The organism is Gardnerella sp. KA00288, from assembly GCF_049244085.1.
GTDB classification, from domain to species: Bacteria; Actinomycetota; Actinomycetes; order Actinomycetales; family Bifidobacteriaceae; genus Bifidobacterium; species Bifidobacterium greenwoodii.
The window spans coordinates 131779-150497 of the sequence record NZ_CP058373.1 but is presented as its reverse complement, the minus strand read 5'-3'; the positions used below and the strand labels follow the sequence as shown (position 1 = coordinate 150497).

Below are 18719 nucleotides of genomic sequence, written 5' to 3'. Positions count from 1 at the left end.
CGTTTCTAAGCCGAAACGTGTAATTTCTGTGAAAAATTCAATACCGGGCGCTACGGTGGAATGTATGGTTGTAAATAAAGCTGGAAGACGAGCATCTAATTCGCGCAAAAACGATCCAAGAAGCGTATCGTCACAATCACAAAAAAATACGAATATGCCAGCCTCGCTTCCCCCTCGTAGACAAGGCTCATACGACTCATATTATTCTTCAGGTTCCGGCAATAGCAACCGCGGATCAAGACGAGAACGCTCACGCGCATACACTCGTCAGCAGCGCAGAAAAACTTGGCGCGGAAGGCATCCTATTATTTTTTGGGCGCTAATACTAATTTTTGTACCTATTTTGATTGGCGCAGCAATTTTTGCTTATATGTACGCAACTACCGACATACCTGCTCCTGACAAAGTTGCGATGGCAGATAAAACCAAGGTCTATTACGCAGATGGAAAAACAGAGTTGGGGTCTTTTGCTGAACAAAACCGTGAGATTATTAATTGTTCAGTTCTTCCTAAGTACGTTGGGCAGGCAATAGTTGCTTCAGAAAACCGCTCCTTCTACCAAGACAGTGGAATTGATTTTAAGGGAATTGGCCGTGCTCTTATTCATAACGTTACTAAACGCGGGCGCTGGGGCGGCTCTACCATTACGCAGCAGTACGCTGAACGCTACTATCTTGGCGAAACTAAAACGTATCTCGGTAAGCTTCACGAAGCTATTTTGGCTTTGAAAATCGCTCAAACACAAGATAAAGATACTGTTTTATGCAATTACATGAACACTATTTATCTTGGACGAGGCGCTTACGGTATTCAAGCGGCAGCAAAAGCTTATTTCGGCATAGAAGCTAAAGATTTAACATTATCTCAAGCAGCTCTTTTGGCGGGCATAATTCCTGCTCCAAGTAGTTGGGATCCTGCAATCGGCCCTAAAGAAGCCAAGATTCGCTTTAAGCGAGTGCTGAAAATTATGAAAAAAGACGGCTACATTACGGCTTCTCAGGCGGCAAAAGCTGAAATTCCAAAAACAATTACACAAACTACGCGAAATATGTATGCAGGCCCTCAAGGCTACTTGCTGCACATGGTTCGCGACGAGTTGACTAGTAATGGTGCTTTTAGCCAGGAAGATCTCGATAGCGGCGGATACCGTATTATTACTACGATTGATAAGTCTAAACAAGATTTAATGTTTAACGTTGCAAGCCCTTCTCAAGGCGGACGTGGGATTGTGCCGCAAGGATTGCAAATTGGCGGAATTTCCGTAAACGCAAAAGACGGCTCGATTATTTCGGTTTATGCAGGCGACGACTATTTAACAAAACAGTTAAATAACGCAACTCAAGCACTTTATGAGCCTGGATCTACAATGAAGCCTTTTGCTTTAATTGGCGCAATTCAAGCAGGCACGAGTCTTGACACAATGTTCAACGGAAATTCGCCGCGCAAGTTTGACGGTATTGAAAAACCTGTTGGAAACTTTGCGAACGCAAGCTACGGCATGATTAACTTGTACAGAGCAACTGCAGATTCCGTTAATACGGTCTATATGGATTTGCAGAGTAAACTTGGCGCTAAAAAAGTTGCGCATACCGCCGTTACTGCAGGACTAAGCCCTAAGAGAGTTAATGGTAAAAATCCGTTTACCGTACTCGGTAATGATTCGGTTCATGTAAGCGAAATAGCGCGCGCTTACGCAACTTTTGCCAATCAAGGTAGACGCCCAGATTTGCATATTGTTGCTAGTGTAAAGAATCCTGATGGCAAAGAGTTTTATCGTGCGCCAACTGTTGGAAAGCAAGTTTTCTCGCCAACAGATGCCGCATTAGCCACAAAAGCAATGGTTGGAGTAGTTCAACATGGTACTGCAACCGAGGCTAGATCAATTGGAAGGCCTGTAGCTGGTAAATCTGGAACAGCAAACGATGAAACAGCTGGAAGCTTCGTAGGATTTACGCCTAATATTGTTACTGCTTTTGCAATTTGGAATCCAGACGCAAATGGCAGCCCGCAAGTAATTAAGCCATTCCATGGGTATCTTGGCGGAAGCGACTACCCTGTTCACTTGTTTACTAGGTACATGCGCCAAGCTGTAGCAGGAACTCCTGTTGCTAAATTCCCTGAAGTAAAAGATACTGGTAAGATTGGTGGGCCGGACGGCACGTGGGGCTTAGGCGATCGACATGCTTACACTCATAATGAAGATGAAGAAGATAAAAATAAGGACAAAGATAAAGATAAGGATAAAGATAAAGACGATTTAGACCCTGATCATATTAATCGTTCGGATAATCCGTGGGATAGCTATACAAGTAGCGGAAACTACGGTAATAGTTACAGTGGAAGCTACGGAAATTCGGAATCTGGAAGCACTGGCGAAAGCCAATCCGACGCTTCGACTCCACACAGCGGGCAGTAATTACAGAAAGTATAAGGAATTATAAATAGTGGAACAAAAAACTGAAAAATCAGAAAAAATTACAAATACACAATCGAGCAAGAATATTTTGCGTGCGGTGTTTTGGGATATGGATGGCACGCTTATTGATTCGGAACCGTATTGGCATGAGTCTGAATTTTATTTAGTAGAAAAATACGGCGGATATTGGGATGAAGATTTAGCTTGGGAATGTTCTGGCGGATCTTTGGAAACAGTTGCAAACAAGATGATTCCTTCCGGAACTAAACTTACTGTAGAAGAAATCGGCAAAGGAATGGTAGATTACGTTGCAGCTCGCGAAGCTGAGCGCGTTCCGTGGATTCCAGGAGTTCTAGACCTTCTTAAAAGCCTCACAAATGCTGGTATTCCTTCTATTTTAGTCAGCAATTCGCCGCGTTGCCTAGTAGAAAATATTGTTAAGCATGCTCCAGAAGGCGCTTTTGCTGGATACGTTTGTGGCGACGATGGTTTTAAGCCTAAGCCAAGCGCTGAGCCATATTTGGCTGCTGGAAAAATGGTTGGTATTTGTGGAAGCGAGGAAGAAATCGCTGAACAAATGGCTCACTGCGTGATTATAGAAGATTCTTTATCTGGTCTTACTGCTGCAGTTAATTCTGGAGCTACTGTAGTTGCGCAAACTGGTTTTTCGCGCGCAAATATTGAGGAAAGTAAGCATCACGCTGAGCTTAATGGGTATGAAGGTGCGAGCGCAAAAACTCTTGAAAATATTGTTGTTAAACGCGCCAAGCTCGCCACAGAACAACAGATTTCTCGTCTTTAATTGCGTTATTATCGCTTGCGATTGCATACTCTGATGACGAATAAGACGACGGCAATGCTCGGCGCTCAGTGCGAATATCTCGCCTCCAGCGACGAGCATTGCGCGAACGCTGCATTTCCACAATATCGCCATCTGCGTTTGCTGCAAAAATATTGCGTTCTGAAGACTCTGCAGCTTCTGTTAAATGACGAACTTGCCTTTTAAGCTGTCGATTTTCTTCTTGCAAATCCAGAATTTGCATAATTCCAGCCAAATTGATACCTTCATTTTGGCTTAAATGCTGAGTTTGTACAATTCTGCTTATATCTCGCAAAGAATATCTGCGAGCGCCACCTTCTGTGCGCTGAGGCATGATTAAACGCAAACGATCGTATTGACGAAGTGTTTGCGGATGAGTATTGGTAAGGCGTGCTACATGGCTGACGGTAAATATTGGCAAATCGATTGTAAAACCTACTTCGTCCGCGCCGTCAAGCGTTGCACTACCCCGCACTAAAGCGACTGCGCACATTTCATACAGTGCTTTAGTTTCACGCGTTATAGGTTTCATAGCACGCCTTCCTTTACTTTGCTTTTACTTTTCTTAATTTATTTTTACACTAATTTTGTCTCAAATTATTAATTTCTTCCGCGTAAGATTCGCCGGCAGTCTTATCAAATTCTTTTGCTACACGCTTAAGCAACATATTTGCTCGTTGCGGCAAACGAATTTGCACAATACCAACGAAATCGCCATTTTCTCCCGGAACTCCAGCGCCTTTCACACGAACCTCATCTCCGCTAGATGAGCAAGCTGGAACTTTAAACGTAACAGGATTGCCATCTACGTCATTAAGCGTAACTTTTGCCCCATGCACAGCTTCGCTTAAAGTTAGCGGAAGAGTTGCAACTAAATCGTTTGCGCGCAAAGTGAATTTATTAGATTCTTCCACATGAACTTGCAGATACAAATCTCCTGCAGAACCGCCGAATCTTCCTGGCTTTCCTTTGCCCTTTAAACGAATTTTTTGACCGTTTTTTACTCCGGCTGGAATATGCGTTTTAAAAGTCGATCCGGCTGCACGCAGAGAAACAGTAGCGCCCTTAAATGCCTGCTTAAAAGTGAGTTTAATATCTGTTGTTATATCGTCACCCTTTGTAGGCACGTTTTGGTTTTGCGCACTTTCGTACTGCTCGTCGCCAAAGTTGTTTGCGCCTTGGAATGAAGACGCACCAGGATTTTGACGTCCGCCGCTAAACATGGAAAAAATATCGCCCATATTTGGGCCAGCGCCACTAGTTGCGAAACGAATGCGCGAGCCGTTGCCGCCCATACCGCCCATGTTGCCCATGCCGGCTCCTCCATTAAACATGGAGAAAATATCCGAGAAGCTTGACGCATCAAATCCGCCTGCTCCGCCGGCGCCACCGGCAAAACGAGCGCCACCTGCACCAAATTGACGAATAGCATCGTAGCGTTGGCGCGTTTGGCTATCTTTTAGAACATCATAAGCTTCGGAAACGTCCTTAAACTTTTCTTCAGCTTCTTTTGTTTTGTTCAAATCCGGATGATACTTACGCGCTAACTTACGATACGCTTTAGTAATCGTTGCTTCGTCAGCGTCTTTGGAGACACCTAAAACTTTATAAAAATCTTTAGCTAACCACTCATTTTCAGCCATTTGTGCCTCCTTTCTTTACAAGCACATTGGCTATTTCGCTTTTTGACCAAATATAGTCTGCTCGTGCCAACTCTTATGAGCCAGCACGAGCAAGTTTTATGCAATAAAGTTACGACTAAGAGCTTCGCTAGGAATTACTTGGTGAAGAAACGACCACACGAGCGGCGCGAATAACGCGCTCTCCTATGCGATACCCCGCCTCAACCACAGCGTCCACAGTTTCTTTTGTAGCGTCTGGATCAGGGCGATGCAAAACAGCATCGTGCTTTGTAGGGTCAAAGTCTTCGCCTTTTTCGCCGAACTTTTCTACGCCAAACTTTGCAAAAGCCTTATCAATCTTGGTTGCAACAGCCTTAAACGAATCATCCATTTCGCTGTGTTCGCGAATACGGTCAATATCATCCAAAGCTGGAAGCAATGCTGTTAGCACGTCAATAATTCCATGCTGTCGGAAACGATCCTGCTCTTTTGCAGAACGATTGCGGAAGTTAATAAACTCTGCTCGCTCGCGCTGCAACGCTTCTAAGTATTCAGCAGCCTCTTTTTTAGCTTTACCTAAAGGCGTTAAGCTGCCGTCGTCTGCATCTTTACTATCTTTCGATTCCGAAGATTCAGAAGATTCAGAAGAATTTGCAGCATTTGCAGAATCCGCAGAATCTGCAGAAACGTTAGCATCAGCCTGCGCGTCAGCTTTCGTTTCCGCACGATTCGCGTTTTCAGCTTGCTTTGAAGATTGTGCAGAAGTCTTATCAGAATCTTCTGCAGGGTTTACATCCAGCGAGTCAGAATCTTCCATTCCCTGCAAATATTCGTTGGTGTTAAAGTCGGACATTACTTGTTGTCCTTATCATCCTTGTCGTCGTCCACCACTTCGGCGTCAACCACGTCATCATCCTTAGAGGCAGATTCAGCACCAGCATTTGCACCAGCCTGAGCGCCAGCAGCAGGACCAGCTTGAGCACCAGCAGCACCCTGCTGAGCGTAAAGCTGCTGACCAATCTTCTGAGCAGAAGTCATCAACTCGCTCTGAGCAGACTTAATCTTCTCAACGTCATCGCCCTTCAAAGCTTCCTTCAAAGCGTTAACCTTTTCGGTAACTTCCTTGGAGATTTCGTCGGAAAGCTTGTCTTTATTGTCGTTCACAAGCTTTTCAGTCTGGTAAGCAAAAGCTTCTGCTTGGTTGCGAACTTCAGCTTCTTCCTTACGCTTCTTATCTTCAGCTTCGTGAGCTTCAGCTTCCTTAACCATGCGGTCGATTTCGTCCTTTGGAAGGCCGGAACCGCCTGTAATAGTCATGGACTGTTCCTTGCCAGTGCCCTTATCCTTAGCGGAAACGTGCACAATGCCGTTGGCGTCAATATCGAAAGTGACTTCAATCTGAGGAACGCCACGAGGAGCTGGAGCAATACCAGTCAACTCAAAAGTGCCAAGAGGCTTGTTATCGCGAGCAAACTCACGCTCACCCTGGTAAACCTGAATCAACACGGATGGCTGATTATCTTCAGCAGTGGAGAATACTTCCGAGCGCTTCGTAGGAATAGCAGTGTTGCGGTCAATAAGCTTTGTCATAATTCCACCCTTGGTTTCAATACCCAAGGAAAGTGGAGTTACATCAATAAGCAGAACGTCTTTGCGGTCTCCCTTAATAACGCCCGACTGCACGGCTGCACCAACGGCCACGACTTCATCTGGGTTCACAGACTGGTTAGCTTCCTTACCGCCGGTAAGTTCCTTCACCAAATCCTTCACAGCTGGCATACGAGTAGAGCCACCAACAAGAACCACGTGATCAATCTGGCTTACGGAAATTCCAGCGTCAGAAAGAACGTTGTTAAATGGTGTACGGCAGCGGCCAAGCAAGTCGGAAGTCATTTCCTCAAAGTGAGCGCGAGTCAAAGTCTCATCCAAATGCACTGGAGTGCCGTCAGGAGTCATTGCCAAGTACTGCATAGAAATTGAGGTGGAAGTAGAAGAGCTAAGCTCCTTCTTTGCCTGCTCAGCAGCTTCCTTCAAGCGCTGCAAAGCAATCTTATCCTTGCTCAAATCAACGCCGTACTTGTTCTTAACTTCGCCAACGAGCCAGTCAATAATCTTCTGATCCCAATCGTCGCCACCCAAGTGGTTGTCGCCGTTTGTGGCCTGAACCTGAATTGTGGAGAATCCGTCGTCATCCTTACCAATTTCAAGCAAGGACACGTCGAAAGTACCGCCGCCCAAGTCGAATACCAAAATGCGCTCGTCTTCCTTGCCTTTTTCAAGACCGTAAGCCAAAGCTGCAGCAGTTGGTTCGTTAATAATACGAAGCACGTTCAAGCCTGCAATCTTACCTGCATCCTTAGTTGCCTGACGCTGAGCATCGTTGAAGTATGCTGGGCAGGTAATAACAGCGTCGGTTACTGGCTCACCAAGGTAGGCTTCTGCATCGCGCTTAAGCTTCATTAAAACCTGAGCAGAAATCTCTTGTGGCGTCCACTTCTTGCCATCAATTTCAACAGTCCAATCAGTGCCCATGTGGCGTTTTACAGAGCTAATCGTGCGATCAACGTTTGTTACAGCCTGACGCTTAGCAACTTCACCAACCAGAATTTCGCCGGACTTGCTAAATGCCACAACAGATGGTGTGGTGCGAGCGCCTTCAGCGTTCACAATAACGGTTGGGCTGCCGCCTTCAAGAGTAGCGATGCAAGAATTAGTTGTACCTAAATCAATACCTACTGCACGTCCCATAATTTCTCCTTAACTAGGTATTGCACGTTTTGTGCAATTACGTTTTCCTTTAAGTTTTGTAGTTACGTAAGCTGAGCTTTATTTAGATTCCTTTTTGGAAACTAGGTAAATCATCAGCTTTTTTACTTTCCAAAACTTGAGCCTACTACACTCAACTTATAAAAGTCAACTTTTATTCCCAAAAATTACAAAAAACTTTATACAACTAGACTCAAGTTTTGTAAGATGTGCAAAATATAAGAAAAAATTCACATGCCAAACTTAAAATGACGCAAAGAGTTATCTAATGCGTTGTAGCGCGCTAAAACGCCAATAAGCGGTGTGCCAATACCTGTTATGAGTTTGATTGCTTCAGTTGCCATCATTGCGCCTACAATAGCCGCAGTCGCGCCCAATACTGCCGATTTTGGCACAGTTTCTTTAGGTGGAGGGCAAGGATACAAGTCTCGCAAACACGGCCCCTCACCAGGCATAAAAACGCTCACTTGACCTTCATAATAAAGCACCGAGCCATAAACTTCCGGCGTTCCTGCGCTCCACGCGGCATCCGCAATCAAAAAGCGCGTAGCGAAATTATCACAACCATCAATTATTAAGTCATGATTTTCTACAAGACTCTTCGCGTTATCTTCATTAAACCTAGGTATAAGGTTGATTTTTAGTCCGGGAGATAGTGCTTGCAGACGTTTAGCTGCAAGTTGCGCTTTAGATTGGCCACACTGATCAACAGTGTATAAAGTCTGCCTTTGTAAGTTAGAAAGCTCAACAATGTCGTCATCACAAATCGTAATTTCTCCAACTCCTGCTGCAGCAAGCGAAAGCAGGCATGGAGAACCAAGTCCACCAGCACCAACCATGCAGATTTTTGCATTTCGAAGTAATTGTTGATGCTCAAGAGTAAAGCCCGGCAGGAGCAAGTGGCGGCAAGTGCGCTCCACCTCAAGCTCCTGCAGGTTGTCGTAAATTTTATTAATCGTCATGCTCAAATAATTATGCCGAAATTCATAGTACGAAATTTACAGCACGGAATCAGCCCAAGCGCGACCTTCAACAGGCGAGGAAGCAAGAGCATGATTTCGCATTGGAATACGTCCAGCATCGTGAGCAAGCTTGCCAGCAGTTACAGCAGCAGCCATTGCGCGACCCATTTTCACAGGATCCGGGCAGCGAGTTACAGCACTTGCAAGAAGCACGCCAGAGCAGCCGATTTCAAAAGCTTTAACAACGTCGGAAGCAGTGCCAACGCCGGCATCCAAAATCACAGGAACGCCAGCTTCCTTGCATTCGCGCACAATCAGCTCAATATTTCGAGGATTCAAAATACCAAGACCAGTGCCAATTGGAGCACCACCAGGCATAACAGCCTTCACGCCAAGCGAAACTAAACGACGAGCCACAATCGGATCATCATTCGTGTAGCAAAGAACGCTAAATCCTTCTTCAACAAGCTTTTCTGCAGCAAGCAAAACTTCGCGAGTATCTGGAAGCAAAGTATCGTCATCTGCAATAACTTCAAGCTTAATCCAATCGGTTCCTAGAGATTCGCGAGCCATTTTTGCAGTAAGCACAGCGTCATGTGCAGTTTTGCATCCTGCAGTATTTGGCAAAACGTTAATATTATGACGCTGAAGCATTCCGTAAATATCCACGCCTGTTTTTGCGTGACGGCGCAAAGCAACCGTAGCTACTTCCGCACCCGAAGCAACAAGCGACTTTTCCATAATATCAATGCTCGTCATGCCGCCAGTTCCAAGCAAAAGCCTTGAATGTAGGGTCTTACCACAAAGTTGCCAAGTATCGGCACTTTCTTCTGCATTATTTTCAGAATTATTTTCTGTCATTTTAAGCCTTTTATTGAAAATTTAATATTTTGTAAGCGTCAGCCGCCTTGAACTGCGCTGAGAATCTCAATTTGATTCCCTTCACAAATCACAGTCGATGCCCACTGATTGCGCTTAAGCACATCGTCGCCAATTGCAACAGCTATGCCAGGACCAGCATCCGAACCGTAACGTTGAGCAATAAGCTCAGCAACAGTTAACCCATCTTGAACTTCAATAGTTTCACCATTGACGACGATTTGCATAATTCAACCTTTATTAACGTCTATTAAAAGTGCGCAACTAAAACTTGCGTTACTAGAAACTTGCGTTACTAGAAGCGAGCAGGATTGCAGCTTTCCAAGAAGCCCTTTTCCTTCTCGGTCAACTCTTGCTCAAGCACAAGCTTTGTAGTCAAAGAAGAACCCAAAGCGGTGAGCAAAATGCCGTGACGGAAGTAACCAGTGGAAATCGTGGTGTGCGTCTTAGGATCAATACCAATGAATGGCAAATCGTCCGGAGTTCCAGGGCGGCCGCCAGCGGTAACCTCAGTAATCGAGCATTCCTGAATGCCAGGAAGCACACTTGCAGCATCGCGAAGCAAGTCGAGTACACCACCGACCTTTGGAATATCGCGGTCGTCTTCGCGAGAAGTAGCACCGAGCACGAGCTCACCAGTTTCCTTAGCGCGAGGCACTAAATAAACTGGACGGTCATGCACAAATCCACGAACCACAGAGCTCAAAATTGGACGCAAAGGCTCTGGAATAGTCATACGAATCATATCGCCCCACACAGCGCGAAGCTTAAGCTGAGGAAGCATATCCTTAGCACCCAAGCCGGATGCCAAAACTGTGTCTGGACCCAAATCGTCTGGAGTGCTTGCGCGACGCTCAATAACAACACCGCGCTTTTCGAGTGCATCAATCATTGCTGCAGTGAAAAGACGAGGGTTGATTTGATGATCGTCCGGCACGCTTACAGCGCCAGCAATAGTTGGCGAAAGAGCAGGCTCAATTTCACGAAGCTTACTCACAGAAATATGCTCAGCTCTACGGCCGTAACGGTGCTGCAAGTTTAGCAACTCATTCACGTGCTCGTTATCTGCAGCGTCGCCGCCGATTACGTAAGAGCCGCACTCTAAGTAGCCAGTTGGCTTATCGGTGTACTTTGCAACCGAATCAACCAATTCCTTATACATAGTTGCAGACTCAAACATAAGCGGATACAACGCTTCTTGCTGATATTGCATTTCTGCGGTAGGAGCTAACATGCCGGCAGCATGGTGAGAAGCGCCCGAGACTGGATCCGGATCAATTATGCTAACTTTTACGCCAGCTTCCGTAAGTCTCCACGCTGTTGCTAAACCAATAATACCTGCACCAATAATACGAATATTTCGCATAATACTCCTTCCCTACGGCGGCATTACCCGCATCAGGTTTACGGTCGGCTTTCGCCCTCTCAGCCTGTATAGAACAAGCTCCCGCGTTTCGTAGCTTTGACTTTCAAAACTGCGATTGTAAAGCTGTAATATTGCCAACTTTAGCGATATTACAAACGCTACAGATAGACGTAACGAAATTATGTGATTTTCGTCACACTACCGTGTAGCATTTTAGCACTTTTACAAAAAATCTGTTAATTGAAACGGCATGTCAAGCGGTAAAATTAAGCAATTTTGCTACTGACGCAGATTGCGTACTACGCGCGTAACTTATCTCACGTTTGGAGGGTTTGAGGATAAGTTTCGCTCCAAACGTGCGCGACGACCTGCTTTCGCGCAGCATTTCGCGCGCGAAAGCAACTCGGAGCGTGAGCTTGCTCAAGTTGAAAGCACGGTGTGCTTTCAACGCAAGCTCAGTAGCGAGCGCGTTAACCGCGCGAGCGTTCTTTCGTGCGGCAGCAGCACGAAAAAATCCCTCGCGGATTATAAGAGGATAACCTGCGAGGGATTTTGTTAGTTATGCGTAAGGTTACTCTTTAGAGTGCTTGCGACGGCGAGAAGCCACGCCTGCAGCACCAAGACCAGCGAAGATTACAGCAAATCCTGCAAACAAGCCAGTTGCAGCACCAGTCTTAGCAATCTTATGACCAGATGCGCCACTCAAACTATTAAGCAACGCAGCCTTAGCCTCTGCAAGCTTCCTCAAAGCCGCATCAACCTGAGCCTGCGTAGCATTAGGATCGTTAAGCACGCTCTTAGCCTCAGCCAAAGCCTGCCTGTAAGCCACAGCCTCAGCAGTATTAGCATTAGTCTCCACAGCATTATTAACTTCGATTTGCAAAGCAGTCTTATCTACCAAAGCACCATAAGACTCATGGCCGTTTACAAAACCGTGGCCATTCCAATCTCCAGTACCATTGCCAGAGCCGCCGAAGTGACTCAAGAAGTCAAGAATACGCTTCTTAGCATCTTCAAGCTTCTTCAAAGCCGCATCAACCTGAGCCTGAGTTGCGTTAGGATCTGCAAGCACGCTACGAGCCTCAGCCAAAGCATCCTCATACGCTTCAATATCAGCCTTGTTACCAATAATGAAGTACGGCGACTGACGGAAGTTAGCATCATCATCAGCCTCATCCTGAAGCTTAGACTTATCCGTGCTATTTCCAGCCTTAAGCTTAGCCTTAGCATCCTGAAGACGCTTCAAAGCCGCATCAACCTCAGCCTGAGTTGCGTTAGGATCTGCAAGCACAGAATTAGCTTCGTCGAGCGCGTTCTTGTACTCGTCAAGAGCCTGCTTAGACTCGTCATCACCCTTAGCTAGAGCATTCTGATACTCAGGAGACTTAGTGAAGTCATCACCAGCCTCTTGGCGCAAATCAGACTTGCTTGTGCTGTAGTCGTCAGTAATCTTCTTCTTAGCGGCTTGCAAGGCATCTAGAGCATCGTAAAGCTCTTTCTGGGTTGGGACGTCAGTTGCGCCATCCTTTGGATTGCCAGTAGTGCGGTCGAAAGCTTTAAGAAGATCCCTAGCAGTCTTTAGCTTCGTGTTATAGTCTTCAAGAGCCTTCTTGGAATCTTCATCACCCTTAGCAGTCGCGTTCTTGAACGCAGGAGTGTTCTCGAACACGTCATCTCTAGTGTCTTTATCTCCGTCCTTAGACTTATCAACTTCTTGCTGAAGCTCAGTAGAACTGGTCTTGTAGTCAGCAGTAATCTTATCTTTTATGTCCTTCAGCTTCTTAAGAGCCTCGTCAATTTCTTGCTGAGTTGGAACATCCTTTTTTCCAGACTTTGGCTTACCATTCTCATCGAAGTTGTTAAGCAAAGTCCTAGCTTTCTTCAACGCTTTCTTATAAGCAGAGATGTCAGCATTTTCCTTGCCTTCTTTACCCTTCTTAGAATCAGCGTTCTTGAACTCTGTAGTATTCTCAAACTTGCCATCTATAGAAGCACCTTCACCATCTTCCTTAGACTTATCTGCCTCAGTCTTCAAATCCTTAGCACTGGTCGTAAAGGCATCATCGATAGCTTTCTTTGCCTTTTGCAAAGCATCAAGAGCTTCATCAACCTGTTTCTGCGTTGGACGATCTTCTGGCTTTGCATTCGGATCTGGGTTCTTCACCTGATCGATAATCTTCTTCGCTGCTTCAAACTTATCGTTATAATCTTGAAGCTTCTTGGTGGCAGAGGTATCAGCCGTTGCATCATTACCAGTTTCGGACTGCTTCTTATACAGAGCATTCTTGTACGGAATCGACTCCTCAAATGGAGGTGTTACAGGCTTGTCGTCTTGATCCTTATCGCCTACTTCGTTTTCAAGAGGCTTTGTGTCGGTCTTGTACTTAGCGATCTTCTCTTGAGCTTCTTGCAGCTGTTTAAGCAGAGCGTCTACTTGCTCTTGAGTTGCTTTTTTCTTCCAATCTTCGTCATTAAGCTTGTCGGTAACGTTCTTCAGAACATTGTCGAAGCCTGTGTCTTGTCCAGCTTCACCTAAGTCCTTTATAGCACCTTGGTCACCAGCGGTCTTCTTAGCAAGAGCATTCTTATACTCAGGCGTTTTCTTGAAGCCGTCACCTGCATAATCTTTAGCAGCAGTCAACGGCTCAAGATTTGTCTTGTAGTTATCAGCAATTTGCTTCTTAGCTGCTTTAAGAGCATCCAGTGCATCGTTAATCTGCTGTTGCGTTGGACGATCGCTAAGCGTAGCGGAATCCTTCTTAGCAAGTAAATCACGCGCATCCTTAAGCGCCTTCTTATATGCAGCAACATCGTCATTGTCTACCTTCTTGCCACTATCGTCATCCTTCTTCTTGGCATCGGCGTTCTTGAACTCTGGAGAGTTCTCGAACTTGCCCTCTACAGTAGCGCCTTCACCATCTTCCTTAGACTTTTCAGCCTCAGTCTTAAGCGCATCTACGTTCGTCTTGTAATCATCAAGCGCTTTACGCTTCTTATTTAGCTCTGTCAAAGCATCGTCAATCTGCTTCTGAGTTGGTTTAGCGTCGAGAGGTGTTTCCTTGTTATCGTGCTTTGCAAGCAACTCCTGAGCCTCGGACAACGCCTTGTCGTAATCGGCCTTAGCTTTCTTGGCATCATCGTTCTTCTTGGTGTCAGGCTTACCCTGATCATTCAAGAAGTGAGGATCAGAAGCGTTGCGGTATGCGTCGGAATCCTTTGTACCTTCAACAGCAGGATCTGAACCCTCTGCGTCTTTACCGTTCTTATCAACGCTTTCTTTAAGCTTGGCGACGTCGGTGTTGTACTTGTCAAGCTCTTTGCGAGCATTGTCGAGGGCGGTCTTGGCGTCGTTGATTTCCTTTTGCGTTGCATCAGGCTTCTTGAGCAAGCCCTTAGCTGCATCAAGAGCATTGTCATAAGCAGTCTTTGCAGCAGATGCTTTACCGTTCTTATCAGCATCAGCAGTCGTACCATCTTCGCCCTTATAGTCAGGTTTTGCCGTATTCTTATACCCAGGCGTCTGCTTGGTGTTGTCGTCCTCGTTAATCGACTTAATCAAATCGTCGGTATTAGTCTTAAACTTATCCAAGCCTTTTACAGCAGCATTAAGATCTGCAAGTAGCTTTGGCACATCCCTATTCAAAGGCTGACCCTTAGCATGGGACTGGATGTTCTTAAGATAGTCAGGGCTACTAGTATCTCCATCCTTTGCAGGAATATTATCTGTTGAGATTGCAGCACTACCAGGCTTGCCATCGACCGTATCTTGAGGCATCTCATCATTAAATGCCTTTTGCAACTTCTCGAGCGCGGTGTCGTATGCTGCCTTTGCCTTAGCTTCGTCAGAACCTGCAGCACCAGCGGACGCGTTTAGATACGCTGGGCTTTTAGTTATAGCCAAGCTGTGAAGCAGCGCCGCCGAAATCTTGCTGGTATCGGTTGCGTACTTATCGATTGCCTTACGGGCTTCAACAAGCTGTTTCTTAACCGCGTCAGCGCTTTGCTGCGTTACCGTGCTATTTGGCTTCCTAATCTCCGTAAGCAAGTCTTTTGCAGCGTGATAAGCGTCGTTGTAGGCTTTGAAGTCTTTTGCGGCTTGAGAATCTTTGCCCTTAGCTTGCGCTTCATCAAAGGCGTTGAAGTACGCAGGCATAAGGTAGCCGCTTACATTATCTGCAATAGCTTCAGCTAAATCAGTTGACTTTGTTTGATACTTATCAGCATAAAGTACCTTTTCAGCATCTTCGAGATCTTTCTTAGCCTTTTCTACATCGGCATTTGTAGCGTTCTTTTCACCAAGTACTCTCTTAGCTTCTGCGAGTGCGTCATCGTAATTCTTAATGGCTTGCTGGGCATCAGGATCGTTAGTCTTAGCCTTGGCGTTCGTATAGAACACGCTATGCTTGTTAGGATCATTTGGATCAGGGTTATCTAAAGTCTTTTGAACGGCAGAATCAAGAGGAGCCTTGTCGGTTGCGTTCTTGTCAAGCGCATCCTTAGCATCCTTAAGCTTCTTTATAGCCTCATTGACATCCTTCTGGGAAGCATTTGGATCTGCTGAAAGATCCTTTGCCTTCTTTACAGCATTGTCGTAAGCCGTACGCTCTTTTTCTCCCGAGTTCTGGTAGGTTGGGTCGGCAGTCTTGAGCTTTTCTTTAGGATCAGTCTGAGTTGCATCGCCCGTGTTCACCTGACCATGCTTAGCGATGGCATTATTCAACTCATCCTTGTTGGTAGAGTACTTATCAAGTTCCTTACGCGCAGCATCAAGCTTAGCCTTGGCGTCGTCAACAGCCTTCTGAGTAGCATTGCCGTCCTTGTTTACCTTGTTAGCTTCTTCGAGAGCCTTGTCGTAAGCTGTCTTAGCTTTCTTAGCATCCTCATTCTTGGTGGTATCTGCATTACCATTATCATCCTTGAAGTCAGGCTCAGTAACATTCTTATACTTATCAGTAGTTACCGTACCAGGAGTTGCAGCAGTATCACCCTCGGCAGCCTTACCATTGGCTTTAATCGACTTATTCAGCTCTTCCTTCTTTGTAGCATCGCCATCAAGAGCCGCACGAGCCTTTTTAAGGTTAATTGTTGCGTTATCAACCTCAGCCTTAAGGTCTTCACTTAAATCAGCATCAGCTTTAGTTCCAACTTTTTTAAGAGTTTCTTTTGCAGCATCAAGCGCCTTATCATATGCATCTTTCTTATCAGCAGACGCGTTGTAATATGCTGGCTGCGTTGGAACATCCTTGCCTCCAACAGTTTCAGTCTTGTGCTCGCCAATCGAATTAGAAAGATCCTTCGTCTTATGATTCGTCTGCGGCACAAAGATAACGTTAATTGCCTTAGGCGTATTATTGAGGTTCTTACCATCCGGGAACGCGTACAAGTGCTGGTAGTACTCCATGCCATATGGTGCAACAAACAGACGCGCCCTGTAAATCTTGCCGTCCTTAGAAGCAACATTTACAGCATTAGCGTCTTCATCCCAGGAATACGAACCAGTCTTTGCGAGCACATCACCCATATCCACATCGGTGCCTGTGATCTTAACGTTGCCTTTCCAATAGCCACTGCTGATAACGCCAAGCGTAAGCGCGCCAGTTGGTTCGTCATTTTGTAGAGCATAGTGCATGTGCGACTTGCGCGGATTGTTTCCTGAGCCTTCATACTGAAGCGTCTCGTTGCCCTTAATCGTACGCAAGCCAGCATTTTTGTCATTTGGCGTAGCTGTAAGCAGCTTGGTAACGTCGTCAGAATTGAATGCAGTAGCCTTGGTTGGGTCGTAGCGATAAATGATAGTCTTATGGTCTTTACTCCAAGAAAGACCTTCATCGGAGGCGCGGCCCTGAATCTTATTATTAGACTCATCCCACGAAACTGTGTAATCCTTGCGAATATTTGGAAGCTTTGTGAGCTTGCTCGTTTTTACATCAGACGTAAACTCAGCAACTGCCTTATCGGTCTTAATCTTAACGGTAATCGTGTTTTCCGCCATACCGTTCGAGATTCCCTGATTTTTGTGTCCAGCAGTCACCGTATCGCCTTTAATATACTCAAGCGTAATCTGCTTTTCGTAATCAGCTTCAGTCAGACCAAGCTTATCATTGCCCTTGTTAGCGTCGTAAATAGCCTTCTTAATGCTCTTAATCTCCGCTTTTGAATACCCAAGCGGATTAGCAACAAAGACTGCTTTATCGCCAGTCGGAACAACAACATCACCTTCCGCAACTCTTGTAAGCACTAAGTCACGCAAAGGAATCTTTGGATCATCCTGCGCGCTCAAGCCATCGAAGTCGATTGTTGCAGTGCCATTGCCGTCAAACGTAACTTTGTCGGTAGATACGCCATTAAGTTTTGCAAGATTCTTTCTGATTTGAATCTTTTGATCATCTGTAAGCTTGCTAAAATCAACTGTACCCACAACCGGCTTCTCAATGCGAGTACTATAGCGCACTACAGTAAGAGGTATTTCCGGAGACTTCATTCCCAAATCTGTTACCAGATACGTTTTAAGCTTTCGCTCGCCAAATGAGTAATCTCCACCATTCTTATTATTGATTGCTTCGAACATAGTTCCGTCATAAGAACCCATGCTTTGCGGAATTTTTGCGTCTACAGTATCTGGAGTGTTATTAACAGTACTTTCATTAACACGTAAACCAACGCCTGCTGACTTACTTTGAGCAACAAGCTGCTCAGCTACACTACTACCAGACTTATGTTCAGTAGGAAGATTTACTGCTTTGTGAAGAACTTCTCGTACTTTCTCCGCCGTCAATCTCTCGTCATACTTTAAGACGATTGAGCCTGCTGTTTTTGGCGGAACAAGCGTTGCAACACGGAAGTTATTAGATGTTTGGTCATGCTGCGGATTAGTCTTATCGTAATACAAGAAGATTGAGCGATTTGCACAATAGCCTTGACCCGAAGATATGCCACCATCCCTGAATGGCTGCTTCATAATCAAGTCCTTACTACCGTCACCATTCGTACGTAACTCGTAAATTCCAGAATAGCTTTGGTGCATTTCATTTACACGCTCAGAATCAAATTCGATGATTTTCTTGTAAGCACTAGAATCATCAGTATTAATACTATCTTTTGAATCTGGAAGAATTACTACGCGCGCAACCGTCTTACCATCCGAATTCGGTGGCAAATGGTACACGATTTCTTGCTTTTCAAGCTTCTCGTCAAACGTGTTGCTAGGAGTTGCCCAACCATAAATGTTTGGCAGGTTTTTGGAAAAAACTATCTCATTAGGATTGTGCTCGTTGCCAGCGCGATCTTCTCCCTGAGCTACTGTGCTTGCAGTAGTTTCCGCAGGAGTGCTTGCAGTAGTTTCCGCAGGGGCGCTACTGGCTGCATAAGTGCTAGTTTCTACAGGAGTGCTATTAGATACAGGAGTGTTAGTTTCAGCATTAGTGTTATTAGCTACCGGAGCGCTATCTGTAGAAACCTTCTTGTCAGTCTTATTATTTTCGCCAGTCAGCTTAATCTTATTACTGTCTTCAGCATTAGCTTCAGCCTTGTCTTCAAACTGATTCTTCTGCTCAGTTTCAGACTCATTCTTCTGCTCAGAATCTTTATTAGTGGAACTCTGCTCCTTCTTTTCATCCTTATCATCAGGCTTAGTGCCTGACTTCTTATCTGCAGCCACAGGAGCTTTTGCAGGCTCAGCCGCAGCACCAGCATCCGCAGCCATTGCAGGAGTTGCTCCAAAAGCGAACGCCGCACCAGCCAGAATACCTGCTGCACCAACCGTAAACGTTGCCACCTTGCGAGCGTCAACAGCCTTTTCAATTGCGTTATTTACTGCAGCATCCAAAGTTACTTTGTGCGCGTGCTTTCTAGATTTCGCTACCATGTTGTCCTTCTTCCACTTAGTTAT

General features: G+C 45.5%; 11 protein-coding genes. 2 read left to right on the top strand and 9 right to left on the bottom strand.

From position 1 onward, the window contains the following. Window positions 1–64: 64 nt before the first annotated feature. Both HXT52_RS00575 and HXT52_RS00570 read left to right on the top strand, forming a co-directional pair. Window positions 65–2416: a transglycosylase domain-containing protein gene (locus tag HXT52_RS00575; protein WP_421775941.1), complete on the top strand. Its 2352-nt coding sequence runs from the start codon at window positions 65–67 to the stop codon at window positions 2414–2416. A 28-nt stretch (window positions 2417–2444) separates the two neighbouring features. Beyond that, window positions 2445–3218 (top strand): HAD family hydrolase, encoded by a 774-nt coding sequence (locus tag HXT52_RS00570; RefSeq protein ID WP_375169246.1) that lies wholly within the window; start codon window positions 2445–2447, stop codon window positions 3216–3218. Here the strand turns inward: HXT52_RS00570 and HXT52_RS00565 are convergent. The 9 genes from HXT52_RS00565 to HXT52_RS00525 all read right to left on the bottom strand — a co-directional run bounded on the left by HXT52_RS00565 (window position 3172) and on the right by HXT52_RS00525 (window position 18695). Beyond that, on the bottom strand, window positions 3172–3768 hold the full coding sequence (locus HXT52_RS00565; RefSeq protein WP_421775940.1) for a heat shock protein transcriptional repressor HspR: 597 nt from the start codon (window positions 3766–3768) through the stop codon (window positions 3172–3174). The genes HXT52_RS00570 and HXT52_RS00565 overlap by 47 nt on opposite strands. A gap of 49 nt (window positions 3769–3817) precedes the next feature. Further along, window positions 3818–4879 carry a DnaJ C-terminal domain-containing protein gene (locus tag HXT52_RS00560; protein ID WP_019260522.1) on the bottom strand — a complete coding sequence of 354 codons (1062 nt, stop codon included), beginning with the start codon at window positions 4877–4879 and terminating at the stop codon, window positions 3818–3820. A 127-nt stretch (window positions 4880–5006) separates the two neighbouring features. Then, complete coding sequence (gene grpE, locus HXT52_RS00555) at window positions 5007–5711, bottom strand: nucleotide exchange factor GrpE (protein WP_421775939.1); 705 nt, start codon at window positions 5709–5711, stop codon at window positions 5007–5009. Beyond that, window positions 5711–7606 carry a molecular chaperone DnaK gene (dnaK, locus tag HXT52_RS00550; protein WP_004137127.1) on the bottom strand — a complete coding sequence of 632 codons (1896 nt, stop codon included), beginning with the start codon at window positions 7604–7606 and terminating at the stop codon, window positions 5711–5713. The genes grpE and dnaK overlap by 1 nt, the downstream gene beginning before the upstream one ends. A gap of 248 nt (window positions 7607–7854) precedes the next feature. Beyond that, window positions 7855–8586 carry a HesA/MoeB/ThiF family protein gene (locus tag HXT52_RS00545; RefSeq protein ID WP_116794453.1) on the bottom strand — a complete coding sequence of 244 codons (732 nt, stop codon included), beginning with the start codon at window positions 8584–8586 and terminating at the stop codon, window positions 7855–7857. A 36-nt stretch (window positions 8587–8622) separates the two neighbouring features. Further along, complete coding sequence (locus HXT52_RS00540) at window positions 8623–9447, bottom strand: thiazole synthase (protein ID WP_165844151.1); 825 nt, start codon at window positions 9445–9447, stop codon at window positions 8623–8625. A 38-nt stretch (window positions 9448–9485) separates the two neighbouring features. Further along, window positions 9486–9692, bottom strand: coding sequence for a sulfur carrier protein ThiS (thiS, locus tag HXT52_RS00535; protein WP_116794455.1), 207 nt, complete (start codon window positions 9690–9692; stop codon window positions 9486–9488). 68 nt (window positions 9693–9760) lie between these two features. Beyond that, on the bottom strand, window positions 9761–10831 hold the full coding sequence (gene thiO, locus HXT52_RS00530; RefSeq protein ID WP_004104781.1) for a glycine oxidase ThiO: 1071 nt from the start codon (window positions 10829–10831) through the stop codon (window positions 9761–9763). A 571-nt stretch (window positions 10832–11402) separates the two neighbouring features. After that, window positions 11403–18695: a peptidase gene (locus tag HXT52_RS00525; RefSeq protein ID WP_421775938.1), complete on the bottom strand. Its 7293-nt coding sequence runs from the start codon at window positions 18693–18695 to the stop codon at window positions 11403–11405. Between the last annotated feature and the right edge of the window lie 24 nt (window positions 18696–18719).

Excerpts from the sequence above, each read along its gene's own strand:
- HXT52_RS00575 (WP_421775941.1), top strand. The coding sequence starts at position 65 with ATGGTTGTAAATAAAGCTGGAAGACGAGCATCTAATTCGCGCAAAAAC.
- HXT52_RS00565 (WP_421775940.1), bottom strand. The coding sequence starts at position 3,768 with ATGAAACCTATAACGCGTGAAACTAAAGCACTGTATGAAATGTGCGCA.
- HXT52_RS00560 (WP_019260522.1), bottom strand. The coding sequence starts at position 4,879 with ATGGCTGAAAATGAGTGGTTAGCTAAAGATTTTTATAAAGTTTTAGGT.
- grpE (WP_421775939.1), bottom strand. The coding sequence starts at position 5,711 with ATGTCCGACTTTAACACCAACGAATATTTGCAGGGAATGGAAGATTCT.
- dnaK (WP_004137127.1), bottom strand. The coding sequence starts at position 7,606 with ATGGGACGTGCAGTAGGTATTGATTTAGGTACAACTAATTCTTGCATC.
- HXT52_RS00545 (WP_116794453.1), bottom strand. The coding sequence starts at position 8,586 with ATGACGATTAATAAAATTTACGACAACCTGCAGGAGCTTGAGGTGGAG.
- HXT52_RS00540 (WP_165844151.1), bottom strand. The coding sequence starts at position 9,447 with ATGACAGAAAATAATTCTGAAAATAATGCAGAAGAAAGTGCCGATACT.
- thiS (WP_116794455.1), bottom strand. The coding sequence starts at position 9,692 with ATGCAAATCGTCGTCAATGGTGAAACTATTGAAGTTCAAGATGGGTTA.
- thiO (WP_004104781.1), bottom strand. The coding sequence starts at position 10,831 with ATGCGAAATATTCGTATTATTGGTGCAGGTATTATTGGTTTAGCAACA.
- HXT52_RS00525 (WP_421775938.1), bottom strand. The coding sequence starts at position 18,695 with ATGGTAGCGAAATCTAGAAAGCACGCGCACAAAGTAACTTTGGATGCT.